This window comes from Enterobacter cloacae complex sp. P18RS, assembly GCF_014982105.1.
Lineage (GTDB): Bacteria > Pseudomonadota > Gammaproteobacteria > Enterobacterales > Enterobacteriaceae > Enterobacter > Enterobacter hormaechei_C.
The window spans coordinates 1-23,734 of record NZ_JADCKV010000018.1 but is presented as its reverse complement, the minus strand read 5'-3'; the positions used below and the strand labels follow the sequence as shown (position 1 = coordinate 23,734).

General features: G+C 56.6%; 22 protein-coding genes. 14 read left to right on the top strand and 8 right to left on the bottom strand.

What is annotated here, in order from left to right; translation table 11 throughout:
- The first annotated feature begins 126 nt into the window (after nt 1-126).
- The 3 genes from dusC (at nt 127) to INF61_RS14765 (ending at nt 3,627) form a co-directional block, all read left to right on the top strand.
- Nucleotides 127-1,062: a tRNA dihydrouridine(16) synthase DusC gene (dusC, locus tag INF61_RS14775; protein WP_015572323.1), complete on the top strand. Its 936-nt coding sequence runs from the start codon at nt 127-129 to the stop codon at nt 1,060-1,062.
- Nucleotides 1,063-1,393: 331 nt separating this feature from the next.
- Nucleotides 1,394-2,812, top strand: coding sequence for a multidrug resistance outer membrane protein MdtQ (mdtQ, locus tag INF61_RS14770; RefSeq protein ID WP_193547876.1), 1,419 nt, complete (start codon nt 1,394-1,396; stop codon nt 2,810-2,812).
- 50 nt (nt 2,813-2,862) lie between these two features.
- Nucleotides 2,863-3,627 (top strand): SDR family oxidoreductase, encoded by a 765-nt coding sequence (locus tag INF61_RS14765; protein ID WP_073971596.1) that lies wholly within the window; start codon nt 2,863-2,865, stop codon nt 3,625-3,627.
- 77 nt (nt 3,628-3,704) lie between these two features.
- Here the strand turns inward: INF61_RS14765 and INF61_RS14760 are convergent, their stop codons facing one another.
- Nucleotides 3,705-4,277, bottom strand: coding sequence for a DedA family protein (locus INF61_RS14760; protein ID WP_015572327.1), 573 nt, complete (start codon nt 4,275-4,277; stop codon nt 3,705-3,707).
- Between the two features lie 157 nt (nt 4,278-4,434).
- Here INF61_RS14760 and INF61_RS14755 point away from each other — a divergent pair, with 157 nt between their 5' ends.
- Both INF61_RS14755 and pbpG read left to right on the top strand, forming a co-directional pair.
- Nucleotides 4,435-5,022 (top strand): Yip1 family protein, encoded by a 588-nt coding sequence (locus INF61_RS14755; RefSeq protein ID WP_003859296.1) that lies wholly within the window; start codon nt 4,435-4,437, stop codon nt 5,020-5,022.
- A 167-nt stretch (nt 5,023-5,189) separates the two neighbouring features.
- Nucleotides 5,190-6,113, top strand: a complete 924-nt coding sequence (gene pbpG / locus INF61_RS14750; RefSeq protein ID WP_015572329.1) for a D-alanyl-D-alanine endopeptidase — start codon at nt 5,190-5,192, stop codon at nt 6,111-6,113.
- A gap of 105 nt (nt 6,114-6,218) precedes the next feature.
- On the opposite strand, the gene INF61_RS14745 is transcribed toward pbpG, so the two are convergent.
- Together INF61_RS14745 and dld are read right to left on the bottom strand one after the other, a co-directional pair.
- Nucleotides 6,219-6,773: a GNAT family N-acetyltransferase gene (locus tag INF61_RS14745; protein ID WP_017383377.1), complete on the bottom strand. Its 555-nt coding sequence runs from the start codon at nt 6,771-6,773 to the stop codon at nt 6,219-6,221.
- Nucleotides 6,774-6,875: 102 nt separating this feature from the next.
- Entirely contained in the window at nt 6,876-8,633 is a 1,758-nt protein-coding gene (gene dld, locus INF61_RS14740) for a D-lactate dehydrogenase (RefSeq protein WP_045905494.1), read from the bottom strand.
- 189 nt (nt 8,634-8,822) lie between these two features.
- On the opposite strand from dld, the gene bglX reads away from it, so the two are divergent.
- The 5 genes from bglX (at nt 8,823) to INF61_RS14715 (ending at nt 15,008) form a co-directional block, all read left to right on the top strand.
- A complete protein-coding gene (gene bglX, locus INF61_RS14735; RefSeq protein ID WP_017383376.1) occupies nt 8,823-11,120 on the top strand; it encodes a beta-glucosidase BglX in 2,298 nt (765 codons plus the stop codon).
- Nucleotides 11,121-11,256: 136 nt separating this feature from the next.
- Nucleotides 11,257-12,174, top strand: coding sequence for an ABC transporter substrate-binding protein (locus tag INF61_RS14730; RefSeq protein WP_015572333.1), 918 nt, complete (start codon nt 11,257-11,259; stop codon nt 12,172-12,174).
- A gap of 12 nt (nt 12,175-12,186) precedes the next feature.
- Nucleotides 12,187-13,344, top strand: coding sequence for an ABC transporter permease (locus tag INF61_RS14725; RefSeq protein WP_193547875.1), 1,158 nt, complete (start codon nt 12,187-12,189; stop codon nt 13,342-13,344).
- Nucleotides 13,337-14,287: an ABC transporter ATP-binding protein gene (locus INF61_RS14720; protein ID WP_193547874.1), complete on the top strand. Its 951-nt coding sequence runs from the start codon at nt 13,337-13,339 to the stop codon at nt 14,285-14,287. Before INF61_RS14725 ends, INF61_RS14720 begins: the two co-directional genes overlap by 8 nt.
- On the top strand, nt 14,271-15,008 hold the full coding sequence (locus tag INF61_RS14715; protein WP_017383373.1) for an ABC transporter permease: 738 nt from the start codon (nt 14,271-14,273) through the stop codon (nt 15,006-15,008). The genes INF61_RS14720 and INF61_RS14715 overlap by 17 nt, the downstream gene beginning before the upstream one ends.
- On the opposite strand, the gene INF61_RS14710 is transcribed toward INF61_RS14715, so the two are convergent.
- Together INF61_RS14710 and mlrA are read right to left on the bottom strand one after the other, a co-directional pair.
- The gene (locus tag INF61_RS14710) at nt 14,983-15,096 is read right to left on the bottom strand and encodes a protein YohO (RefSeq protein ID WP_017383372.1); all 114 of its coding nucleotides are present in this window, start codon (nt 15,094-15,096) and stop codon (nt 14,983-14,985) included. The two genes, INF61_RS14715 and INF61_RS14710, sit on opposite strands and share 26 nt — an antisense overlap.
- Before the next feature lie 69 nt (nt 15,097-15,165).
- On the bottom strand, nt 15,166-15,906 hold the full coding sequence (gene mlrA, locus INF61_RS14705; RefSeq protein ID WP_193547873.1) for an HTH-type transcriptional regulator MlrA: 741 nt from the start codon (nt 15,904-15,906) through the stop codon (nt 15,166-15,168).
- Nucleotides 15,907-16,124: 218 nt separating this feature from the next.
- On the opposite strand from mlrA, the gene INF61_RS14700 reads away from it, so the two are divergent.
- Genes INF61_RS14700 through INF61_RS14690 form a run of 3 tightly spaced genes read left to right on the top strand, consistent with a single transcriptional unit; the run spans nt 16,125 to nt 19,040 of the window.
- Nucleotides 16,125-17,810, top strand: a complete 1,686-nt coding sequence (locus tag INF61_RS14700; RefSeq protein ID WP_017383370.1) for a sensor histidine kinase — start codon at nt 16,125-16,127, stop codon at nt 17,808-17,810.
- Nucleotides 17,804-18,523 carry a two-component system response regulator BtsR gene (gene btsR, locus INF61_RS14695; RefSeq protein WP_047365136.1) on the top strand — a complete coding sequence of 240 codons (720 nt, stop codon included), beginning with the start codon at nt 17,804-17,806 and terminating at the stop codon, nt 18,521-18,523. Before INF61_RS14700 ends, btsR begins: the two co-directional genes overlap by 7 nt.
- Before the next feature lie 46 nt (nt 18,524-18,569).
- Nucleotides 18,570-19,040 carry a DUF1456 family protein gene (locus tag INF61_RS14690; protein ID WP_015572337.1) on the top strand — a complete coding sequence of 157 codons (471 nt, stop codon included), beginning with the start codon at nt 18,570-18,572 and terminating at the stop codon, nt 19,038-19,040.
- Nucleotides 19,041-19,150: 110 nt separating this feature from the next.
- Here INF61_RS14690 and metG read toward each other — a convergent pair whose 3' ends face one another.
- Nucleotides 19,151-21,184 carry a methionine--tRNA ligase gene (gene metG, locus INF61_RS14685; protein ID WP_023304104.1) on the bottom strand — a complete coding sequence of 678 codons (2,034 nt, stop codon included), beginning with the start codon at nt 21,182-21,184 and terminating at the stop codon, nt 19,151-19,153.
- A gap of 137 nt (nt 21,185-21,321) precedes the next feature.
- Here metG and apbC point away from each other — a divergent pair, with 137 nt between their 5' ends.
- A complete protein-coding gene (gene apbC / locus INF61_RS14680; protein WP_023295046.1) occupies nt 21,322-22,431 on the top strand; it encodes an iron-sulfur cluster carrier protein ApbC in 1,110 nt (369 codons plus the stop codon).
- An 89-nt stretch (nt 22,432-22,520) separates the two neighbouring features.
- On the opposite strand, the gene INF61_RS14675 is transcribed toward apbC, so the two are convergent.
- Both INF61_RS14675 and INF61_RS14670 read right to left on the bottom strand, forming a co-directional pair.
- Nucleotides 22,521-23,000, bottom strand: coding sequence for a GNAT family N-acetyltransferase (locus tag INF61_RS14675; RefSeq protein ID WP_032654255.1), 480 nt, complete (start codon nt 22,998-23,000; stop codon nt 22,521-22,523).
- Complete coding sequence (locus INF61_RS14670) at nt 22,951-23,283, bottom strand: RcnB family protein (RefSeq protein ID WP_047636951.1); 333 nt, start codon at nt 23,281-23,283, stop codon at nt 22,951-22,953. The genes INF61_RS14675 and INF61_RS14670 overlap by 50 nt, the downstream gene beginning before the upstream one ends.
- Nucleotides 23,284-23,734 lie beyond the last annotated feature (451 nt).

Sequence of the window (23,734 nt, the reverse complement as noted above, 5' to 3'; positions counted from 1 at the left end):
CTGAAAATGTGCCACGGATCACATCATGAATTTTGGGCATACCAGACATTCCGCAATGGAACGCCGGGCTTTCAACATACATAGAGAGCAGCTACTATAGCGCGTCTTTTTTCACAGGTACTCAGAATGCGTGTTTTACTGGCCCCGATGGAAGGTGTGCTCGACTCTCTCGTGCGCGAGCTGCTTACCGAGGTGAACGATTACGATCTCTGCGTGACGGAGTTTCTGCGCGTGGTCGATATGTTGCTGCCAGAAAAATCATTTTATCGTCTCTGCCCGGAACTGCATCGTCAGAGCCGCACTCCGTCCGGTACGCTGGTGCGCGTCCAGCTGCTCGGCCAGTATCCTGAGTGGCTGGCTGAAAACGCCGCCCGCGCGGTAGCGCTTGGTTCGTACGGCGTCGATCTTAACTGCGGCTGTCCGTCAAAGCTGGTCAACGGCAGCGGTGGGGGGGCGACGCTACTTAAAGATCCGGAGCTGATTTATCGCGGCGCAAAGGCCATGCGTGAGGCGGTTCCATCGCATCTGCCGGTGACGGTCAAAGTGCGTCTGGGATGGGACAGCGACGACAAGCAGTTTGAAATTGCTGACGCGGTGCAGCAGGCGGGCGCCACCGAGCTGGTGGTGCACGGGCGAACCAAAGAGGATGGTTATAAAGCCGAGCGCATTAACTGGCAGGCGATTGGCGAGATCCGCAAACGGCTTACGATCCCGGTGATTGCCAACGGCGAAATCTGGGATTACGAGAGCGCGCAGGCCTGCCTCAAAGAGACCGGCTGTAATGCCGTGATGATTGGCCGCGGTGCGCTGAACGTGCCGAACCTCAGCCGGGTGGTGAAATATAATGAGCCGCGGATGCCGTGGGCGGATGTGGTGAAACTACTGCAAAAATACACGCGGCTGGAAAAGCAAGGCGATACCGGCTTGTATCACGTCGCGCGCATTAAGCAGTGGCTGAGTTATTTGCGTAAAGAGTACGACGACGCGCTGGGATTATTTCAGGAGATCCGTACGCTACAGACGTCTGCGGATATTGCCCGGGTGATCCAGTCAAAATCCTGAGCGAAGTGTGAAGTGTTTGCCCGGCGCGGAGCCGGGCAACGGAATCAGAAAATCATCTTGAATACGCCGGTTACCACCAGCAGCCCTATCAGAAATATAATCAAAATAACCCACAATAATATTTTCATTCGCCTCTCCTGCGTATGTCTGTCGAAGTAAGTGTAGCAGTCAATTCATAATTAGCATGAATACATGAAATTAAATCATTGTCTTGGGGAATAAATTTCCGGATATGAAAATGTATAACAATATGCAGATTGCCACGCGTTACTAAAAAACGGAACGTCAGTAAGCGTAAGTTGCGCCTTTATTTTTTTGAGTTCATGGCGTAATGAAACGTTCTCTTACTTTATCTCTGAGTGCTCCTCTTGTTTTTATGCTGGCCGCCTGCGCGCCGGAACATGCCACGGTGTCTCCAGTAAAAACGCAAGCCGCCGCCGCAGCTGTAAATACCCAACTGCGTCATGCCGACTGGCCAAAAAGCGAATGGTGGAAAGACTTTAACGACCCCCAGCTCAACGCGCTGATCGACAAAGCGCTGGCGGATGCGCCGGATATGCAAATTGCCCGTCAGCGTATCACCCTGGCGGAAGCACAGGCGAAAGCCGCTGTCGCTGCTGAGGGTCCACAGCTGGATTTTTCCGCAGATGTTGAACGGCAAAAAATGTCGGCAGAGGGGCTGATGGGGCCATTTGCGCTGACCGACCCGGCGGCGGGGACAACCGGCCCCTGGTACACCAACGGCACCTTTGGTCTGACGGCGGGTTGGGATCTGGATTTATGGGGTAAAAACCGCGCCCAAATTGAGGCCCGCATCGGTCAGGTGAATGCGCAAAAAGCGGAGCTGGAGCAGACCCGCCAGCTGCTCGCCAGCAGCGTCGCGCGGCTGTACTGGGACTGGCAGACCGAGGCCGCGGTGGGTGACGTACTCGCGCAAATCAAACGGGAGCAGGAAAATATCATCGGTGCCGATCGCGAGCTTTATCAGCACGGCATTACCTCCTCGGTGGAAGGCGTTGAAACGGATATCAATGCCAGCAAAACCGATGAACAGCTCGCTGACGTGCACGGCAAAATGAAGGTCATTGAGGCGCGTCTGAATGCGTTGACCCATACCCCTTCAGTCACGCTCGCCCGGCATGCCTTACCTGACGCAGAGGCGTCGTTGCCATCAACGCTCGGTTATGAACTGCTGGCTCGGCGCCCGGATTTGCAGGAGGCGCACTGGTATATCGAAGCATCCATGAGCGAAGTGGATGCCGCCAGAGCCGCGTTCTACCCTGACATCAATTTGATGGCATTCTTGCAGCAGGATGCATTGCACCTGAGTGACCTGTTCCGCTCATCTGCGCAGCAAATGGGCGTAACCGCCGGGCTGACGCTGCCAATTTTTGACAGCGGTCGGTTGAATGCGAACCTGGATATCGCCCAGGCGCAAAACAACCTCTCCGTGGCGAACTACAACAAGGCCGTGGTAGATGCCGTAAACCAGGTTGCCCGGACGGCCAGCGAAGTGGATACGCTGACCGCCAAAAATCAGCACCAGCAGCAGATCGAAAAAGATGCGGCGCGCGTCGTTGCGCTGGCACAGGCGCGTTTCAGCGCCGGGATCATTGCCGGCTCCCGGGTGAGTGAAGCAAAAATTCCGGCGCTCAAAGAGCGTATTACCGGGTTGATGCTGAAAGGTCAGTACGTGGATGCCACGCTCCAGCTCACCTCCGCGCTGGGTGGCGGATATCATCACGGCTAACATTGCGCATTATCTATACTTACCTCTTTGCAGATTATCAGGAGGTGAGTATGACGCGAGTCGCAATTGTTACCGCATCGGATTCAGGAATTGGCAAAACGACGGCCCTGATGCTGGCCGAACGCGGGTTTGATGTCGGAGTAACCTGGCATTCAGATGAGAAAGGGGCGCTGGCAACCTGCCGTGAAATTGAAACGCGCGGGCAGCGTGCCGAGGCCATTCATCTCGACTTAAGCAATTTGCCGGAAGGCGCAAAGGCCATTGAAACCCTGATTACGCGTTTCGGGCGGCTGGATGTGCTGGTTAACAATGCCGGGGCGATGAATAAAGCGCCATTTCTGGACCTGTCGTTTGACGACTGGCGGCACATATTCACCGTTGACGTGGACGGCGCGTTTCTCTGCTCGCAAATCGCGGCGCGTCAGATGGTGAAGCAGGGGGAAGGGGGGCGGATCGTGAATATCACCTCGGTGCATGAACATACGCCATTGCCGGACGCCAGCGCCTATACGGCGGCCAAACATGCGCTGGGCGGGTTAACGAAGTCGATGGCGCTGGAGTTGGTTAAACATAAGATTCTGGTGAACGCCGTTGCGCCCGGAGCGATCGCCACGCCGATGAATGATATGGACGACAGCGAAGTGAAAGAAGGCGCAATGCCGGAAATCCCGCTGGCACGGCCAGGGCATACCAAAGAAATTGCCAGCCTGGTGGCGTGGCTGTGTGACAGCGACGCCAGCTACACCACCGGGCAGTCGTTTATCGTCGACGGCGGTTTTATGCTGGCGAATCCGCAGTTTAAGCCTGCGGAATAAGCATTCCCCTCACCCCCAAGGGGAGAGGGTGTATAGCGTTTGGGGAGAGGGGTAGGGTGAGGGGCAGCAGGCCGAACTCACTCTTCATCCCGCCGCTTTTCGCGATGCTTGAGCCACAGCCGTACCACAATCACCACTGCAACAACCAGGATCAACCAGGCCCAGTGTTTAAGATGCTGATCGAGATTATGCAGCCACGGACCTATTACTTCGCCACCCACGTAGCCAAGCGTGGTGAAAATCAGCGCCCAGGCAATCGCCCCGAGAATGTTCAGCGGCAGGAAGATTTTCGGCGGTAAGCGGCTCGCGCCAATCAGTATTGGCCCGATGATGCGAAAGCCGTACATAAAGCGGGTACCAATCACAAACAGCCAGGGACGTCGCTGGATAAGCCGCTGAGCACGGCGAATTTTCTTTTGATGCTTAGCAAAACGTTGCAAAAGCGTCGGGCCAAAGCGCAGCCCCAGAAAGTAGAGCAGCTGATCGCCAATCATACCGCCCAACGCGACGGCGGCGACCACCAGCGAGAATTTCAGCAATCCCTGATGTGCGGCCACCCCGCCCAGCAGCGTGATGGTTTCGCCTTCCGCGACGCTGCCGATCACCAGCGCGGCGTATCCATATTGTTCAATAAGACCGTTGATATCCATTACGTAAACGTCATCTCCCTTACTGTGCCTGCGTTAATCATATACCCCATCCATCAACCGCGCGGCAATCAACGGAAATTTCCCACTGTACATAAAATAATCTAAAGCCTGCATTATACTTAAGCTATCGCTGACGGGCCGACAACAAGGGGGCGTTATGAACCATGTCTGGGGACTTTTCTCCCATCCCGATCGTGAAATGCAGGTGATCCGTAACGAGAACGAAACGGTCGCGCATCACTATACCCACCATGTCCTGCTGATGGCAGCGGTGCCGGTGGTCTGCGCGTTTATTGGTACTACGCAGATAGGCTGGAACTTTGGTGACGGCACCGTGGTTCAGCTTTCCTGGTTTACCGGACTGTACCTGGCCATTCTGTTTTATGGCCTGATGCTGGCCGGGGTGGCGGTGATGGGGCGGGTCATCCACTGGATGGCGCGCAACTATCCGCAGCGCCCGTCGCTGGCACACTGTATGGTCTTCGCCGGATACGTCGCGACCCCGCTGTTTTTGAGCGGTATTGTCGCGCTCTATCCACTGGTCTGGCTGTGCGCGCTGATCGGTACGGTTGCCCTCTTTTACACCGGTTATCTGCTGTATGTAGGGGTGCCAACCTTCCTCAATATCAATAAAGAAGAGGGCCTGAGCTTCTCCAGCTCTACGCTTGCCATCGGCGTACTGGTCCTTGAGGCGCTACTGGCCCTGACAGTTATTCTTTGGGGTTATGGATACCGTCTCTTTTAAGTTCCCTGCATTGCTGGCGTAAATGCCAGCAATGCAGCATCTGGTTATGATTCTCCGCTGGCGACAACGCACGGTGATCGCTATGATGCCGAAGCCAGCCTGTGTTTATCCGTTGACACAGGCGGTGTACGTCATAACGTGCGTGAATCATTATCAGAAGTCTCATCATGCTGAAATTTCGAGTGTCACTCCTTAGTCTTGCGCTGCTGCTGGGCGTCTCCGCTACCGCGCCAGCCATCGCCAAAACGACCGCAGTCGCCACCGCTGCTGCGCAACCCCAGATTGCGTCCGGCAGCGCGATGATCGTTGACCTGAATACCAACAAGGTGATCTACGCCAGTCATCCGGATCTGGTGCGCCCGATCGCTTCCATAACCAAAGTCATGACCGCGATGGTGGTGCTTGATGCACGACTGCCGCTGGACGAAAAGCTGAAGGTGGATATCAGCCACACGCCAGAGATGAAAGGGATCTACTCTCGCGTGCGTCTGAACAGTGAAATCAGCCGTAAAAATATGCTGCTGCTGGCGCTGATGTCCTCTGAGAACCGCGCGGCGGCAAGCCTTGCCCACCATTATCCTGGTGGTTACGACGCGTTTATCCGCGCGATGAACGCCAAAGCCAAAGCGCTGGGGATGAAAAATACCCATTTCGTAGAGCCAACCGGTCTGTCGATTCATAACGTCTCGACGGCGCGTGATTTAACCAAGCTGCTGATCGCCAGTAAGCAATACCCGCTGATCGGTCAGCTCAGTACCACGCGTGAGGAGATGGCGACATTCTCGAACCCGGCGTATACGCTGCCGTTCCGCAACACTAACCATCTGGTGTATCGCGATAACTGGAATATTCAGTTAACCAAGACCGGATTCACTAATGCGGCAGGGCACTGCCTGGTGATGCGCACCGTGTTTAACGGTAAGCCAGTGGCGCTGGTGGTGATGGATGCCTTCGGCAAATATACCCACTTTGCGGACGCCAGCCGCCTGCGCACCTGGATTGAAACCGGGAAAGTGCAGCCGGTGCCGGCTTCAGCGCTGGCGTATAAAAAGCAGAAAGCGGAACAGATGGCGACGGCGCAGAACGACTGAGCCGCCTGTCTGTGCCGGGTGGCGGCTTCGCCTTACCCGGCCTACGGCCCTAAAGCGGCCCCGATACGTAGGCCCGGTAAGCGAAGCGCCACCGGGCGAAAGCGCCTACTCCGGCAGCGTCCAGTCACCATCGTTGAGTGGACGCTGCATGATCAACGTATCCCGCCAGTCGCCCTTCTTATACCCCACGCTGCGCAGTTGACCGACAACCTCGAAGCCATGTTTTTTATGCAGCCGTAACGATCCCGCATTATTGTTTCCGTCACCAACCACGGCAATCATCTGCCGCCAGGGTCCTTGTTCACAACGGGCGATCAGTGCCTGGAGTAAGGCCGAGCCAAACCCGCGCCCGGTAGTGCTGGCATCCACATAGATGGATTCCTCAAGGGTGTACCGGTAGGCCTGGCGTGGACGATAAAACGTGGCGTAGCAGTAGCCGACAACAATGCCGCGATACAGCGCAACCAGCCACGGTAAACCGCTGTCGGTCACGCTCTTCATCCGCTGACGCATCTCATCGACGGTGGGAGGAACTTCCTCGAAGGACGCACGGCCATGAAGCACATGCCAGGCGTATATCGCCGAGATGGCATGCGCATCGTCAGGAAGGGCGTCGCGCACCTCGATTTCAGTTTCGGGGAAAATTTCTACAGCCGACATGTTCTGCCCGCTCCTTGTTTGGAAAGCCAGAGAAACGTTTCTCTGGCAACAGGCAGATACTCTAGTACGTTTGAGGAGGGCTTAACAATCTCTTAAATTTGGCTATAAGAGTTCATCAGAGGCTTGCGTATTGTGTTCCTCTGTTTCGGCACTCTCTTTCCAGTATTTCTTCCGCGTTGTCTTACCAATGCCCGGGTTCATACTGTTTGTAGGGTCATTTTTGCGATAAAACTGTTTAAGCGTCTCCGGCGCTTTGTACAGGTGTCCTACGTTGTGCTCGGCAGGATATTGCGCGCCACGCTCGTGCAGCAGCGCCAGCATCTGTTCTTTCAGCGCATGCGCATCAACCCCTTTTTTGACGATGTAATCCTGATGGAAGACATAGCACATAAAGTGGCCGTAATAGAGCTTATGCACCAGCTTGCTGTCAATCTCCGGCGGCAGATGTTCAAACCACTCGGTATCGTTGCGACGCAGGGCGATATCCAGCGCCAGAATATCCTCCACCTCTTCGGAATGCACCGCCTGATAACGGATGGCAGCACCCGCCGCGGCGAAGCGGTGCAGGAAGGCTTTGCTGCCTTCTTCCGGCGTACAGGCAAAGAAATCCCCGTCGGCGGTTTTGAAGAATTCGGTGAGCCAGCTCTGCGCTTCGGCAATTCCGTCCCCGGCCATTTTCAGCAGCAGATGGTGCTCATACTTGTCGCGCCAGGTCTTCATCCGCTCCGGTAAATGCGCCGGGAAGACGTTACCCAGCTTCTGCATAAAGCGGTCGGTGAAGTGCGGTTTGAACAACGATACTTTCTCCAGCATCGCGTCGGTGCGGCCCTTCATAGTGAAGAAGAACGGCATTTTGTCGGTGCCGAGTTTGTCGATCATCAGGAAGGTGTCTTTCCCGTAGCGCTCGGCGATGTCGTAAATGTCCCGGTGCATATACTCGCCCGCCACCGGCAGGTGAGTGAACTCGGCCAGAATATGACGACGGATCTCCGTCAGCACCTCCGGCTGATTGGTGCCGATGTAAAACACCTGCTGCTTTTTCTCTGCCGGGAAGGTATCGAGGCGCACCGCAAAAACGGCCAGCTTGCCCGCGCAGCCGGAGGATTCAAACAGGCGATCCGGATCGGCGTTATAGCGCGCCGGCGTATCGGCATTGATATCGCGCACGCGGGTGATGTAATCGTGGTCATGCGCGTGACGGCCATCGTGCTGAACGTCTTCGTCCTTTACGCGGTCATCGTCGAGTTTGCTGAGGATCTGCTCTGGCGTTACGCCCAGATCGATCCCCAGATGGTTAACCAGCGTCAGCTTGCCGTTTTCATCGATACGGGCGAACAGCGACATTTCCGTGTAAGCCGGGCCGCGCTGCACCAGCGAGCCGCCGGAGTTATTGCAGATCCCGCCGATCACCGAGGCGCCAATGCACGATGAGCCGATCACCGAGTGCGGTTCGCGTCCCAGCGGCTTAAGCGCTTTTTCCAGCGAGTAAAGCGTGGTGCCGGGGAAGGCGAGCACCTGTTCGCCCTTGTCCAGCAGGTGTAGTTTGTCGAGGTGCAGGGTGCTGATAATCACGATGTCACGATCGTAATCGTTGCCGTTCGGCGTGGAGCCTTCGGTCAGGCCGGTATTCGCAGCCTGCATTAAAATAATCTTGTCTGCCGCAACGCAGGCGCTGAGCACGCGCCACAGTTCGAGCAACGTACCGGGGAAGACTACCGCCAGCGCGTCGCCCTGGCCGGAGCGAAAGCCCTTCCGATAGCGGGCGGTTTTGGCCGGGTCGGTAAGCAGGTGAGAGTGACCGACCAGGCGAGACAGTTCGTTAATAAATGTAGTGTTATCGTCAGTTCGAACAGAAGACATCTTCCACTCCTTGTGGTGGGGCAAATTTCTCGCTGTAAAGCATAGCGCGATTAGCCGTTGAGCGGTCGGGTATTCATGAGAAAAATCAGAGAATAACCCTGCAAGGTTTTCAGGCTTTATGGCACACTGCGCTTTTCGCACGGTCTGGCCGGGTGCTTCCCGCGGTTATTGATGAGAGAGAATAACAACATGAAATGGCTATGTTCTGTAGGTGTCGCCGTCAGCCTGGCGCTGCAACCTGCGCTGGCAGAGGATTTGTTTGGTAATCACCCGCTCACGCCCGAAGCCCGCGACGCCTTTGTCACGGATTTACTCAAAAAGATGACGGTCGATGAGAAAATCGGCCAGCTGCGCCTGATCAGCGTCGGTCCGGATAACCCGAAAGAAGCCATTCGCGAGATGATCAAAGACGGGCAGGTAGGGGCCATTTTTAACACCGTTACCCGCCAGGATATCCGCAAGATGCAGGATCAGGTGATGGAGCTGAGCCGCCTGAAAATTCCACTGTTCTTCGCTTATGACGTGGTGCACGGCCAGCGTACCGTCTTCCCGATTAGCCTCGGCTTAGCCTCCTCTTTTAATCTTGATGCGGTGAAAACCGTCGGGCGCGTTTCGGCATATGAAGCCGCAGACGACGGCCTGAATATGACCTGGGCTCCGATGGTTGACGTCTCCCGCGATCCGCGCTGGGGCCGCGCTTCGGAGGGCTTCGGTGAAGACACGTATTTAACCGCCACGATGGGCAAAACCATGGTGGAAGCGATGCAGGGCAAAAGCCCGGCAGATCGTTACTCGGTGATGACCAGCGTCAAGCACTTCGCCGCCTATGGCGCGGTGGAGGGCGGTAAAGAGTACAACACCGTCGACATGAGCCCACAGCGCCTGTTTAACGACTACATGCCGCCATACAAGGCAGGGCTGGACGCGGGCAGCGGGGCGGTGATGGTAGCGCTGAACTCTCTCAACGGCACGCCTGCCACCTCCGATTCGTGGCTGCTGAAAGACGTGTTGCGCGACCAGTGGGGCTTTAAGGGCATTACCGTCTCTGACCACGGCGCGATTAAAGAGCTGATTAAACACGGCACGGCGTCCGATCCGGAAGACGCGGTACGCGTGGCGCTCAAGTCCGGCATCAACATGAGCATGAGCGACGAGTACTACAGCAAATACCTGCCGGGGCTGGTGAAGAGCGGCAAAGTGACGATGGCAGAGCTGGACGACGCCGCTCGCCACGTGCTGAACGTGAAATATGACATGGGGCTGTTTAACGATCCTTACAGCCATCTGGGGCCGAAGGATTCAGACCCGGCGGACACCAACGCCGAAAGCCGTCTGCACCGTAAAGAAGCCCGGGAAGTAGCGCGCGAAAGCCTGGTGCTGCTGAAAAACCGTCTCGACACGCTGCCGCTGAAAAAATCCGGCACCATTGCCGTGGTCGGTCCGCTGGCCGACAGCAAGCGTGACGTCATGGGCAGCTGGTCCGCCGCAGGCGTGGCGGATCAGTCCGTTACCGTGCTGACCGGCATTAAGAGCGCCGTGGGTGATAATGCAAAAGTGGTTTACGCCAAAGGCGCGAACGTCACCAACGATAAAGACATCGTGACCTTCCTCAACCAGTATGAGGAAGCGGTGAAGGTGGATCCGCGCACGCCGAAAGAGATGATCGACGAAGCGGTGAACGCCGCGAAGCAGTCCGACGTGGTGGTTGCGGTGGTGGGTGAAGCGCAGGGGATGGCGCACGAAGCCTCCAGCCGTACCGACATTACCATCCCGCAAAGCCAGCGCGATCTGATCGCGGCCCTGAAAGCCACCGGCAAGCCGCTGGTGCTGGTGCTGATGAACGGGCGTCCGCTGGCGCTAGTGAAAGAAGACCAGCAGGCTGACGCCATTCTGGAAACCTGGTTCGCCGGTACCGAAGGCGGTAACGCCATTGCCGACGTGCTGTTTGGCGATTACAACCCGTCCGGCAAGCTGCCGATGTCCTTCCCGCGCTCCGTCGGGCAGATCCCGGTTTACTACAGCCACCTGAACACCGGTCGTCCGTATAACGCCGACAAGCCGAACAAGTACACGTCTCGTTATTTCGATGAGGCGAACGGCCCGCTGTATCCGTTTGGCTATGGCCTGAGCTACACCACCTTCAAGGTCTCTGACGTGAAAATGTCAGCGCCTACGATGAAGCATGACGGCAAAGTGACCGCCAGCGTGGAGGTGACCAACAGCGGCAAACGCGAAGGCGCGACGGTGATCCAGATGTACATTCAGGATGTCACGGCCTCCATGAGCCGTCCGGTGAAACAGCTGCGCGGCTTCGAGAAGGTCAACCTGAAACCGGGCGAAACCAGAACGGTCAGCTTCCCGATTGACGTGAATGCGCTGAAGTTCTGGAACCAGCAGATGAAATACGATGCCGAGCCTGGCAAATTCAACGTCTTCATTGGCGTGGATTCCGCCCGCGTGAACAAAGCCGAATTCGAGCTGCAATAATCTTACCTTCCTCCCCATCCCCCGCCTGGCGGGGGATGCCTCTCATCTTGTACGAAAAACGGTTAAATTCGCTGTTTTAAGCTACGCTTTTGTCTCAAGCCTATGAAAAAGGCCACAAAATAATGAGGAAAGCAGAATGACGATTATTAAGGGGATAACAGGATCGGCGGTGCTTCTGGCGGCGCTAAGCCTGCCGCTACAGGCCGCAGAGCCGGTTAAGGTGGGTTCCAAAATTGATACCGAGGGCGCGTTGCTCGGCAATATCATTTTGCAGGTACTCGAAAGCCACGGCGTGAAAACGGTCAATAAAGTACAGCTTGGCACCACACCTGTCGTACGCGGTGCCATCACGTCCGGCGAGCTGGATATCTACCCGGAATACACCGGCAACGGGGCATTCTTCTTCAAGGATGAAAACGATCCGGCCTGGAAAAATGCCAAAGCCGGGTACGAAAAAGTCAAAAAGCTGGACGCGGAAAAAAATAAGCTGGTCTGGCTTACGCCGGCACCGGCCAACAACACCTGGACCATCGCGGTGCGTAAAGATATTGCCGAGAAAGGCAAGCTCACCTCGCTTGACGATCTCAGCCGCTACCTGAAAGAGAAGGGCGAGTTTAAGCTCGCGGCCTCGGCAGAGTTTATCGAGCGCGCTGATGCCCTGCCAGCGTTTGAAAAAGCCTATGATTTCAAGCTCGATCAGTCCCAGCTGCTCTCGCTGGCGGGCGGCGACACGGCGGTGACCATTAAGGCGGCGGCGCAGCAAACCTCCGGCGTCAACGCGGCGATGGCCTACGGCACCGACGGCCCGGTCGCGGCGCTTGGTCTGCAAACCCTGACCGACCCGAAAGGCGTTCAGCCCATTTACGCCCCAACCCCGGTCGTGCGCGAGGCGGTGCTGAAAGCCTACCCGGATATTGCGGAATGGCTCAAACCGGTGTTTGAAAAACTGGATGCGAAAACGCTGCAACAGCTGAATGCCAGCATTGCCGTTGAGGGGCTGGATGCCAAAAAGGTGGCTGCCGACTTCCTGAAACAACAAGGGCTTGTGAAGTAACGGGACAAGGCTGTGCCAATAAAATGTCATAACCGCGTCCTGCTGCTGTTGGCCTGTGTGGCCATTGCGGCGGTCGCGTTACCCTTTGTAAATGTCGCGCCAAACCGTCTGGTGTCGGGCGAACCGCGCGCGCTCTGGCAGATCTGGTCATTTACGCCGCTACTGCTGGGCGCGGCGCTGGCGAGTACTGTAGCCTTAGCCTTCTGGCCAGGGCGAGCCGCCCTTTGGCTGACGCTTCTGCTCAGCGAAGCACTGTTTATCGTGCTGTTCTGGAGCGCGGGACAGGCGGCAACGCAGATGGCCTCGGTTGAAAGCCCGCTGGCGCGCACGTCGATTGGCAGCGGGCTGTGGCTGTGGCTGGCACTTTGTCTGCTGGTCTGTAGCGATGCCATTCGCCGTCTCACACCGCTACCCGTCTGGCGCTGGCTGCTGAACGCGCAATTCTGGGTCATCCCTCTGCTGATCCTCTTCAGCGGCGATCTGAATCAACTCTCGCTGTTAAAAGAGTACGCCAACCGCCAGGAGGTATTTGACAACGCGCTGGCGCAACATCTGACGATCCTGTTCGGGACGCTGATCCCGGCGTTGCTGCTGGGCGTGCCGCTGGGCATCGGGTGCTACCGGCATCCCAGCCGCCAGGGTGCCGTCTTTATCGTGCTCAACGTTATTCAGACCATCCCCTCCGTTGCGCTGTTTGGCCTGCTGATTGCCCCCCTGGCCGGTCTGGTGAAATCCTTCCCTGCGTTGGCCGCGGCAGGCATTGCCGGAACCGGGCTGACGCCTGCCCTTATCGCCCTTGTGCTGTATGCGCTGCTGCCGCTGGTGCGCGGCGTGGTGGCGGGGTTAAGCCAGGTTCCGCCTGACGTGCTGGAAAGCGCCCATGCGATGGGGATGAGTGCGCGCCAGTGTTTCTGGAAAATACAGCTGCCGCTTGCGCTTCCGCTGCTGGTTCGCAGCCTGCGGGTGGTGACGGTGCAAACCGTGGGGATGGCGGTGATTGCCGCGCTGATCGGGGCGGGCGGCTTTGGGGCACTGGTGTTCCAGGGGCTGCTGAGCAGCGCGCTGGATCTGGTGCTGCTGGGCGTTGTGCCCACGATTGCGCTGGCGGTCGTACTGGATGCATTGTTTGCCCTGTGGCTCGCGCTGCTCAGGAGAAGAGCCAATGATTGAATTTCATGATGTGAGTAAAACCTTTGCGGGCCGTCCGGCGGCAAGCCACCTCAATCTGCATTTTGCCGAGGGGGCGTTCTCGGTATTGATCGGGACGTCGGGGTCGGGAAAATCGACGACGCTGAAGATGATCAACCGGCTGGTGGAACATGACAGCGGGACGATTCGCTTTGCCGGAGAGGAGATCCGCAGCCTGCCGGTGCTGGAACTGCGGCGGCGTATGGGCTACGCCATTCAGTCCATCGGCCTGTTTCCCCACTGGACGGTGGCCCAGAACATTGCCACCGTGCTACAGCTGGAAAAATGGTCCCGGGGGAAGATCAATGAGCGTGTCGACGAGCTGATGGCGCTGCTGGGCCTGGACGCGTCGCTTCGCGACCGCTATCCGCACCAGCTTTCCGGCGGACAGCAGCAGCGGGTCGGGGTGGCGCGCGCGCTGGCCGCTAACCCGCAGTTGCTGCTGATGGATGAGCCCTTCGGCGCGCTGGATCCGGTCACCCGCGGCGCACTTCAGGCGGAGATGAGTCGCATCCACCGTATTCTAGGGCGCACCATCGTGCTGGTGACGCATGATATCGACGAAGCGCTGCGGCTGGCCGATCGTCTGATACTGATGGATCACGGCGAAGTCGTCCAGCAGGGTACGCCGCTTGAGCTGTTAACCTCGCCGGCGAATGATTTTGTGCGTGAATTTTTTGGCCGCAGCGAGCTGGGCGTCAGGCTGCTCTCGCTGCGCACCGTCAGGGACTATCTGCGTCCGCACGATGCGCAAATCGTTGGTGAGCCGCTGCACGATGGGATGAGCCTGCGCGATGCCCTGTCGGCGTTTGTCGCCCGGCAGTGCGAGGTGTTACCCGTTGCGGACGGGCAGGGGACGCCATGTGGGACGATCCATTTTCGCGATCTGCTGGCGGGGGAGGTGACGCGTGAAGTGGGTCCGTGATCCGTTACTCTGGCTGACAGGGCTGTTTATCGCCTTACTCTACCTGATGCCGCACAGCGCGGCGCTGTTTAATGCGCTTATTCCCGGGCTGCCGCGCCCGGTGTACCAGCAGGAGAGCTTTGTTAATCTCACCCTGGCGCACTTCTGGCTGGTGGCGGTGTCAAGCGTGATTGCCATCGTGCTGGGCACAGGCGCCGGGATTGCGGTGACGAGACCCGCGGGCAGGGAGTTTCGTCCGCTGGTGGAGACCATCGCCGCAACGGGGCAGACCTTCCCGCCGGTGGCCGTGCTGGCGATTGCCGTGCCGGCGATCGGTTTTGGGCAGGAGCCTGCCATCATTGCGCTGATTTTGTACGGCGTGTTGCCCATTCTGCAAGGGACGCTGGCGGGGATTGCGGCGGTGCCTGCATCGGTGCTGAGCGTAGCGGAAGGGATGGGGATGAGCGCCTGGCAGCGGCTGGTGAAGGTCGAACTGCCGCTGGCCGCACCGGTGATTATCGCCGGCGTGCGAACGTCCGTGATTATCAACATTGGTACGGCAACCATCGCTTCGACGGTCGGAGCCAATACGCTGGGAACGCCGATCATTATCGGGTTAAGCGGGTTTAATACGGCTTACATTATTCAGGGGGCGGTTCTGGTTGCGCTGGCGGCGATTGTGGTGGATCGCCTGTTTGAACGCCTGGCCGGATACCTCAGCCAACACCGCCGCGAACAATAAATGAATAACCTGCAAGCATAACGCCACCGATACCGCTGATGGCCATCAGTGCAAAGAGGGTAATTACGGCCAGTTTCGTTGCCTTCATCATGTGCTCCTGTTGTTAACGGAACAATTATACGGTGAAGCGCAGCTGTTAATGAACCATTAAATGCCGTTACGACGCATTTGGCCCCAGCGAGTAAACGGGATAACCATGTTCGCGCCATTCCGTCAGGAGCTGCTGCTGGGAAGCGGAGGGGACTTCGCCGCACCAGACCAGCAGCGTCTGTCCCTCAAACAGTTCCGGCCTGAGCTGGGCCAGGGAGTGGGCAAGCACGTCAACGCGCCAGCCCTGCTGGGTGGCAATCCAGGCTTCGAGCCACAGCCGGGTGGTATCGTGTATGTTCCAGCCGATCACCAGCGCATCTTTGCTGTTTTTATTCCGCGCTGAGGCAAGACAGACGGAAATATAGTTAATCAGCACGCCATCAAGCATGCTGAGCAGTGCCTGTAAGGTGGTTTGCTGACACTGAAGCCGACGCCGTAGGGGAATAAAAAGATGGGTGATCAAGGTTTGCGCCGGGTAGTCTCGACCCTGTTCTTTGATCCAGCCGCGCAAACGCTGCAAATTGCCACTCTGCAACAGCCTCAGCAGCGTTTCCTGCTGCTCGCGCCAGAGAAGCTGCGTATCTGGATCGTCCTGGCTCAGAAGCGATTTTACCTTGCCGACCTGTACGCCATTGTCGATCCAGCTTTTGATCTCGCGGATCCGGTCAATATCCGCATCGTTAAACAGGCGGTGCCCGCCGTCCGTTCTTTGCGGCTTAAGCAATCCATACCGTCGCTGCCACGCCCGTAGCGTAACGGGATTGATATCACACAGGAGTGCCACTTCACCTATTGTGTAAAGCGCCATTTTCGCCCCCAGGCTTGCGCGTCCCCAGCTTAACTGTAGACCCACTTTGCGGAACCAGGAAGATTTGATTCTTTTTTGTACAAATTATACGAAAGACAGGTTATCTCCGGCAAAAGGTGTGATGGCGGACACGATTTATCGCTTTTTTGGCACGTTTCAAAGAAAGTTAACCGCTATCAGTGTATGTTACGCGTTTTTAGAATGTGCGGTTTGTGAGTATGTACGAGTTTAATCTGGTGCTGCTGTTGCTTCAGCAGATGTGCGTGTTCCTTGTCATCGCCTGGTTGATGAGCAAAACGCGCCTGTTTATCCCGCTGATGCAGGTCACCGTCCGTCTGCCGCACAAATTCCTCTGCTACGTCGTATTTTCCATATTCTGCATTATGGGGACCTGGTTTGGTCTCCATATCGAAGATTCCATCGCCAATACGCGCGCCATCGGCGCGGTAATGGGCGGGCTGCTCGGAGGCCCGGTTGTCGGCGGTCTGGTGGGGTTAACCGGCGGCCTGCACCGCTATTCGATGGGCGGTATGACGGCGCTGAGCTGCATGATCTCCACCATCGTCGAAGGGCTGCTCGGTGGTCTCGTCCACAGCTATATGATTAAGCGCGGTCGCCCGGATAAAGTGTTCAGTCCCTTTACCGCAGGGGCGATTACCTTCGTGGCGGAAATGGCGCAGATGGCGATCATCCTGCTGATCGCGCGCCCGTTTGACGATGCGTTACATCTGGTCAGCAGCATTGCCGCACCGATGATGGTCACCAATACTGTAGGTGCGGCGCTGTTTATGCGCATTCTGCTCGACAAACGCGCCATGTTCGAAAAATACACCTCGGCATTTTCTGCCACCGCCTTAAAAGTTGCGGCGTCGACGGAAGGGATCCTGCGGCAGGGATTCAACGAGGAGAACAGTATGAAGGTGGCGCAGGTGCTGTATAAAGAGCTGGATATCGGAGCCGTGGCGATTACCGATCGCGAGAAGCTGCTGGCGTTTACCGGTACCGGCGACGACCACCATCTGCCGGGCAAACCGATCTCCTCGGCCTATACCCTGCGCGCTATTGAAACGGGTGAAGTGGTGTATGCCGACGGAAATGAAGTGCCGTACCGCTGTTCCCTGCATCCGCAGTGCAAACTCGGCTCTACGCTGGTCATTCCCCTGCGGGGTGAAAACCAGCGCGTCATGGGCACTATTAAGCTTTACGAAGCCAAAAACCGCCTGTTCAGCTCCATCAACCGCACGCTGGGGGAGGGGATCGCCCAGCTGCTTTCGGCGCAAATCCTGGCGGGGCAGTATGAACGGCAAAAAGCGCTGCTGACGCAGTCAGAAATTAAGCTCCTGCACGCTCAGGTGAACCCGCATTTCCTGTTTAACGCGCTCAACACGCTGAAGGCGGTGATCCGCCGCGACAGCGATCAGGCCGCGCAGCTGGTGCAATTTCTCTCGACCTTTTTCCGCAAAAATCTGAAGCGACCCTCGGAGATCGTCACACTCGCGGACGAGATTGAGCATGTAAACGCCTATCTGCAAATTGAAAAAGCGCGCTTCCAGTCACGTTTACAGGTGTCGTTATCCGTCCCGGACGATCTGGCGTATCAGCATCTTCCGGCCTTTACCCTGCAACCGATTGTAGAAAATGCCATTAAGCATGGGACGTCGCAGCTGCTGGGAAGTGGAGAGATTATGATTTCCGCTTCCCGTTTTAACCACCATCTGGTGCTGGATATTGAAGACAACGCGGGGCTGTATGAAGCTTCCGCGTCAGGCGGTCTGGGCATGAGCCTGGTGGATAAACGCCTGCGCGCGCATTTTGGTGACGACTGCGGTATCACCGTCGCCTGTGAGCCAGACCGCTATACCCGAATTACCTTACGATTGCCGCTGGAGGAGAACGCATGTTAAGAGTGCTGATTGTCGATGATGAGCCGTTAGCACGGGAAAACCTGCGTGTTCTGTTGCAGGAGCTGAGTGATATCGAGGTTGTGGGGGAATGTGCCAATGCGATTGAAGGCATCGGTGCGGTGCATAAACTGCGCCCGGACGTGCTGTTCCTCGATATTCAGATGCCGCGCATCAGCGGGCTGGAGATGGTCGGCATGCTCGACCCGGAGCACCGTCCCTATATCGTCTTTCTGACGGCCTTTGATGAGTACGCGGTAAAGGCGTTTGAAGAGCACGCATTTGATTATCTGCTGAAGCCGATTGAAGAGAAACGGCTTGAAAAGACCCTGACCCGCCTGCATCAGGAGCGTACCGTGCAGGACGTGACGCTGCTGCCGGAGCATCAGCAGCCCCTGAAGTTTATACCCTGTACCGGGCACAGCCGGATTTACCTCCTGCAAATGGACGACGTTGCCTTTGTCAGCAGCCGTCTGAGCGGGGTATACGTCACCAGCGCTGAAGGTAACGAAGGCTTTACCGAGCTGACCCTGCGCACGCTGGAGAGCCGCACGCCGTTAATCCGCTGCCATCGTCAGTATCTGGTGAACATGGCGCACCTGAAAGAGATCCGTCTGGAAGATAACGGCCAGGCCGAGCTGGTGTTACGTGCCGGGCAAACCGTTCCCGTCAGTCGTCGCTACCTGAAAAGTTTGAAAGAGGCGATAGGGCTGTAAAACTGGTACACTGCGCGCCATTGCATCATCGACATTCGAAGGCTCTATGCTAAGTAACGATATTCTTCGTAGCCTGCGCTACACCCTGAAAGCGAACAATAATGACATGGTGCGCATTCTTGCGCTCTCCGACATGGAATCCACGTCCGCCGGGTTCGACACCTGGATGACTAAAGAAGATGAAGAGGGTTTTGTTCGCTGCCCGGACATTATTCTGTCGGGCTTTCTGAATGGCCTGATCTACGACAAGCGCGGCAAAGATGAATCTGCGCCTGAGCTGGCGCTGGAGCGTCGGGTGAATAACAACACGGTGCTGAAAAAGCTGCGTATTGCTTTCTCCCTGAAAACTGACGACATTCTGGCGATCATGACCGAGCAGAAATTTCGCGTGTCGATGCCGGAAATCACCGCCATGATGCGCGCGCCGGATCATAAGAATTACCGCGAGTGTGGGGATCAGTTTCTGCGTTATTTCCTGCGTGGGTTGACGCAGCGGGTGCATAACCAGAAGGGGTGATTTTAGCCGGATGGCGGCTTCGCCTGACCCGGCCTACAAAACCCGTAGGCCCGTGCAAGCGTAGCGCCGCCGGGCAAAAAAAAAAGCCGGATTCTCATCCGGCTTTTTTATTACTTCACCTGCTGACCCGGCTTCGCGCCTTCGTCAGGGCTTAACAGGAAGATATCTTTCCCGCCCGGGCCTGCGGCCATCACCATCCCCTCAGAGATGCCGAAGCGCATTTTGCGCGGCGCCAGGTTTGCCACCATCACGGTCTGACGACCGATCAGCACCTGCGGATCGGGATACGCGGAACGAATGCCGGAGAAGACGTTACGCTTCTCGCCGCCCAGATCCAGGGTCAGACGCAGCAGTTTGTCAGAACCTTCCACGAACTCCGCGTTTTCGATCAGCGCCACGCGCAGGTCGACTTTGGCGAAATCATCAAAGGTGATGGTCTCCTGAATCGGATCGTCCGCCAGCGGGCCGGTCACCGGTGCGGCAGCCGCTTTCACCTCTTCTTTGGATGCTTCCACCAGCGCGTCAACCTGCTTCATCTCGATGCGGTTATACAGCGCCTTGAAGGTGTTCACCTTGTGGCCGAGCAGCGGCTGCTGGATGGCATCCCAGGTCAGTTCGGTGTTCAGGAATGCTTCCGCGCGGGCTGCCAGCTGCGGCAGAACCGGCTTCAGCCAGGTCATCAGCACGCGGAACATGTTCAGACCCATGGTGCAGATCGCCTGCAAGTCGGCGTCGCGGCCTTCCTGTTTCGCCACCACCCACGGCGCCTGCTCGTCCACATAGCGGTTGGCCACGTCTGCCAGCGCCATGATTTCGCGAATGGCTTTACCGAATTCACGGCTTTCCCAGGCTTCGCCAACCGCAGCGGCGGCGTCGGTGAAGGTTTTATACAGCTCAGGATCGGCCAGTTCGGCAGAAAGCACGCCGTCAAAGCGTTTGGCGATAAAACCTGCGTTACGGGACGCCAGGTTCACCACCTTGTTGACGATGTCCGCGTTCACGCGCTGCACGAAATCTTCCAGATTCAGGTCGATATCGTCGATGCGGGAAGAGAGCTTCGCGGTGTAGTAGTAGCGCAGGCTGTCCGCGTCAAAGTGGTTCAGCCAGGTGCTGGCCTTAATAAACGTCCCGCGAGATTTAGACATCTTCGCGCCGTTCACCGTTACGTAGCCATGTACGAACAGGTTGGTCGGCTTGCGGAAGTTGCTGCCTTCCAGCATTGCTGGCCAGAACAGGCTGTGGAAGTAAACGATGTCTTTACCGATGAAGTGATACAGCTCGGCATCGGAATCTTTCTTCCAGTATTCGTCGAAGCTTACGGTGTCGCCGCGCTTGTCACACAGATTCTTGAACGACCCCATGTAGCCAATCGGCGCATCCAGCCAGACGTAAAAATATTTGCCCGGCGCGTTCGGGATTTCGAAGCCAAAGTAGGGCGCATCGCGGGAGATATCCCACTGTTGCAGCCCGGATTCGAACCACTCCTGCATTTTGTTCGCGACCTGCTCCTGCAACGCACCGCTGCGGGTCCACGCCTTCAGCATTTCGCTGAACGACGGCAGGTCGAAGAAGAAGTGCTCGGAGTCACGCATCACCGGCGTCGCGCCGGAGACCACGGACTTCGGTTCGATAAGCTCGGTCGGGCTGTAGGTTGCGCCGCACACTTCGCAGTTATCGCCGTACTGGTCCGGGGATTTACATTTCGGACAGGTGCCTTTGACGAAACGGTCCGGCAGGAACATGCCTTTTTCCGGATCGTACAGCTGAGAGATGGTGCGGTTTTTAATGAAACCGTTCTCTTTCAGACGGGAGTAGATCAGCTCTGACAGCTCGCGGTTTTCGTCGCTGTGCGTGGAGTGATAGTTGTCATAGCTGATGTCAAAGCCAGCAAAATCGGTCTGATGCTCCTGACTCATTTCGGCGATCATCTGTTCCGGGGAAATGCCCAGCTGCTGCGCTTTCAGCATGATCGGCGTGCCGTGGGCATCGTCCGCACAGATGAAGTTCACCTCGTGGCCGCGCATTCGCTGGTAACGGACCCAGACATCAGCCTGGATATGCTCCAGCATGTGGCCGAGGTGGATTGAGCCGTTGGCGTACGGCAGGGCGCACGTTACCAGAATTTTTTTCGCGACTTGAGTCATAGTAGGCATTACTTCTTTTAACTGTGAAAAGGGTTTTCGATATTACCAAAAGGGGCATTATTAAGTAAGCACAAACCGCGGCCTTTCAGGTAAACTTGTTTGTCTAAGGTCTTATTCACAAGAACAAAGGAGTCGGGATGAGTTCTCAATCCCAGGCCAAATCACCGGAAGCCTTACGAGCAATGGTCGCCGGGACGCTGGCTAATTTTCAGCATCCAACCCTGAAGCACAATCTCACGACGCTAAAAGCGCTTCATCACGTCGCATGGCTGGACGATACGCTGCACATTGAGCTACAGATGCCGTTCGTCTGGACCAGCGCCTTTGATGCCCTGAAAGAGCAAACCAGCTCTGAGCTGCTGCGCATTACCGGCGCAAATGCAATTGACTGGAAGCTAAGCCACAGCATCGCCACGCTCAAGCGCGTGAAAAATCAGCCGGGCGTTAACGGCGTGAAGAACATCATCGCCGTCAGCTCGGGCAAGGGCGGGGTGGGTAAATCGTCGACCGCCGTGAACCTGGCGCTTGCGCTGGCGGCTGAAGGGGCGAAAGTCGGCATTCTGGATGCGGATATCTACGGCCCGTCCATTCCAAACATGCTGGGGGCGGAAAACCAGCGTCCAACCTCGCCGGACGGCACCCACATGGCGCCAATCGTGGCGCACGGTCTGGCGACCAACTCCATTGGTTACCTGGTCACGGACGATAACGCAATGGTCTGGCGTGGCCCGATGGCCAGCAAGGCGCTGCTGCAAATGTTGCAGGAGACAATGTGGCCTGACCTCGATTATCTGGTACTGGACATGCCGCCGGGCACCGGTGATATCCAGCTGACGCTGGCGCAGAACATTCCGGTTACCGGCGCCGTCGTGGTCACCACGCCGCAGGATATCGCGCTGATCGACGCCAAAAAAGGCATCGTCATGTTCGAGAAGGTGGAGGTGCCGGTACTGGGTATCGTCGAGAACATGAGCATGCACATTTGCAGCAACTGCGGGCACCATGAGCCTATCTTTGGTACCGGTGGCGCCGAAAAGCTGGCGGCGCAATACCACACGCAACTGCTGGGGCAACTGCCGCTGCATATCACACTGCGTGAAGATCTGGATAGCGGTAAGCCAACGGTGGTCAGCCGTCCGGATAGCGAATTCACGGAAATCTATCGTCAGCTGGCGGGGCGCGTTGCGGCACAGCTTTACTGGCAGGGCGAAGTCATTCCGGGTGAAATTGCCTTCCGCGCGGTGTAACGCCTCTGCGCGTTAGTGCCGGGTGGCGGCTTCGCCTTACCCGGCCTGGCTCGATTTTGTAGGTCAGGTAAGCGTAGCGCCACCTGACTTTACCCAAGCCGATAGTGCATCAAATAATACTCTCCGTCCGGAGAATCTCCCGTCGCCTCAATGTGCCAGCCGTGGCGCTGGTAAAACGCAACCGCCCGCTCATTCTTCACCAGACACTTGAGTGAACCCGTGCTGGTAAACGTCTTCTGCACGTGTTCAAGCAACACATGTCCGACGCCCAGGCTCTGATAGTTCGGATCGACAAACAGGTTGTGCAGAAAATTATCGTTCGTCGAGACTGAGGCAAAGCCAAGTCGGTGCCCATCCTGCTCCGCCACCCAAATCCCTTCGTCCAGGGTTGCCGCGTCAAAATCTTCAAGCTGCCACGCAGAACTGTCCAGCCACGGCCAGGCTTCACGTCGGGCGTGAAGGAAGAGCGTGCGCAGGAAAGGGCGATCGCTCTCCTGCCACGGACGGATTAGGATCGTATCAGCGGTGATAGAAAATATCTCCGTTATAGGCTTTGTAGATTTTGCCATCGGCATCGCCAATCAGAACATAATTCTCACCCATGTAGGTCCAGTGTGTGCCGGCATCGGGCGCGGGAAGGTTACGCAGCTGGTACTGTTTGATGGTGTACTCAGGCGTCTGATACTGCGCGGGCGCGGTGTCGCCGATTTTAAACTTCGTAAAATCGGCAATAAACTCTTGCTCTTCATAGGCCTTGATGCCGGAAGGCGCTGTCGATGTTTGCGGTGCAGCGTGCGCGACCCCCGCCAGTGACAGTAATACACCCAGAAGCAACAATTTACGCTTAGCCATTTTTTCTCCAGTCATATCGTTACTGATACTTTTTGTGTGCAGATCCGCTAACGGATGGCAGACAGTTCATTTTAAGTATCCTCACAGGGTGAGTTTGCAAAAAATGTAACAAAAGTGCACGGTTTTGTGTAGTCGCAACCGTCATTAATTATTACTTCGACGAATAAATATGAGCTTATACAGATAACATAATTATTGGTTTATTAATTAATTCTGAAAAAACATTTTCAAGGCAAATTTACTAAGATTCAGGCATGCATTCAACAAATAGAACATTTAAGATTGCCTGAAACCCTCTTTCCGAAAGCCTGATTAAGACAATGCAGGGCTGTAAAGTCTGCCCAAAGGAATGTCGTGTGGTTTTATAAATACTCTTTGTGTTTCTGTTAATTCATTGAATAACAGCAACTTGTGCTTGAGTGAAATGTTAATGTTTTATCCTGTATACGAT

Bases quoted from the DNA above. Each gene is read 5' to 3' on its own strand.
- dusC (WP_015572323.1), top strand. From the start codon at position 127: ATGCGTGTTTTACTGGCCCCGATGGAAGGTGTGCTCGACTCTCTCGTG.
- mdtQ (WP_193547876.1), top strand. From the start codon at position 1,394: ATGAAACGTTCTCTTACTTTATCTCTGAGTGCTCCTCTTGTTTTTATG.
- INF61_RS14765 (WP_073971596.1), top strand. From the start codon at position 2,863: ATGACGCGAGTCGCAATTGTTACCGCATCGGATTCAGGAATTGGCAAA.
- INF61_RS14760 (WP_015572327.1), bottom strand. From the start codon at position 4,277: ATGGATATCAACGGTCTTATTGAACAATATGGATACGCCGCGCTGGTG.
- INF61_RS14755 (WP_003859296.1), top strand. From the start codon at position 4,435: ATGAACCATGTCTGGGGACTTTTCTCCCATCCCGATCGTGAAATGCAG.
- pbpG (WP_015572329.1), top strand. From the start codon at position 5,190: ATGCTGAAATTTCGAGTGTCACTCCTTAGTCTTGCGCTGCTGCTGGGC.
- INF61_RS14745 (WP_017383377.1), bottom strand. From the start codon at position 6,773: ATGTCGGCTGTAGAAATTTTCCCCGAAACTGAAATCGAGGTGCGCGAC.
- dld (WP_045905494.1), bottom strand. From the start codon at position 8,633: ATGTCTTCTGTTCGAACTGACGATAACACTACATTTATTAACGAACTG.
- bglX (WP_017383376.1), top strand. From the start codon at position 8,823: ATGAAATGGCTATGTTCTGTAGGTGTCGCCGTCAGCCTGGCGCTGCAA.
- INF61_RS14730 (WP_015572333.1), top strand. From the start codon at position 11,257: ATGACGATTATTAAGGGGATAACAGGATCGGCGGTGCTTCTGGCGGCG.
- INF61_RS14720 (WP_193547874.1), top strand. From the start codon at position 13,337: ATGATTGAATTTCATGATGTGAGTAAAACCTTTGCGGGCCGTCCGGCG.
- INF61_RS14710 (WP_017383372.1), bottom strand. From the start codon at position 15,096: ATGAAGGCAACGAAACTGGCCGTAATTACCCTCTTTGCACTGATGGCC.
- mlrA (WP_193547873.1), bottom strand. From the start codon at position 15,906: ATGGCGCTTTACACAATAGGTGAAGTGGCACTCCTGTGTGATATCAAT.
- INF61_RS14700 (WP_017383370.1), top strand. From the start codon at position 16,125: ATGTACGAGTTTAATCTGGTGCTGCTGTTGCTTCAGCAGATGTGCGTG.
- btsR (WP_047365136.1), top strand. From the start codon at position 17,804: ATGTTAAGAGTGCTGATTGTCGATGATGAGCCGTTAGCACGGGAAAAC.
- INF61_RS14690 (WP_015572337.1), top strand. From the start codon at position 18,570: ATGCTAAGTAACGATATTCTTCGTAGCCTGCGCTACACCCTGAAAGCG.
- metG (WP_023304104.1), bottom strand. From the start codon at position 21,184: ATGACTCAAGTCGCGAAAAAAATTCTGGTAACGTGCGCCCTGCCGTAC.
- apbC (WP_023295046.1), top strand. From the start codon at position 21,322: ATGAGTTCTCAATCCCAGGCCAAATCACCGGAAGCCTTACGAGCAATG.
- INF61_RS14675 (WP_032654255.1), bottom strand. From the start codon at position 23,000: ATGGCAAAATCTACAAAGCCTATAACGGAGATATTTTCTATCACCGCT.
- INF61_RS14670 (WP_047636951.1), bottom strand. From the start codon at position 23,283: ATGGCTAAGCGTAAATTGTTGCTTCTGGGTGTATTACTGTCACTGGCG.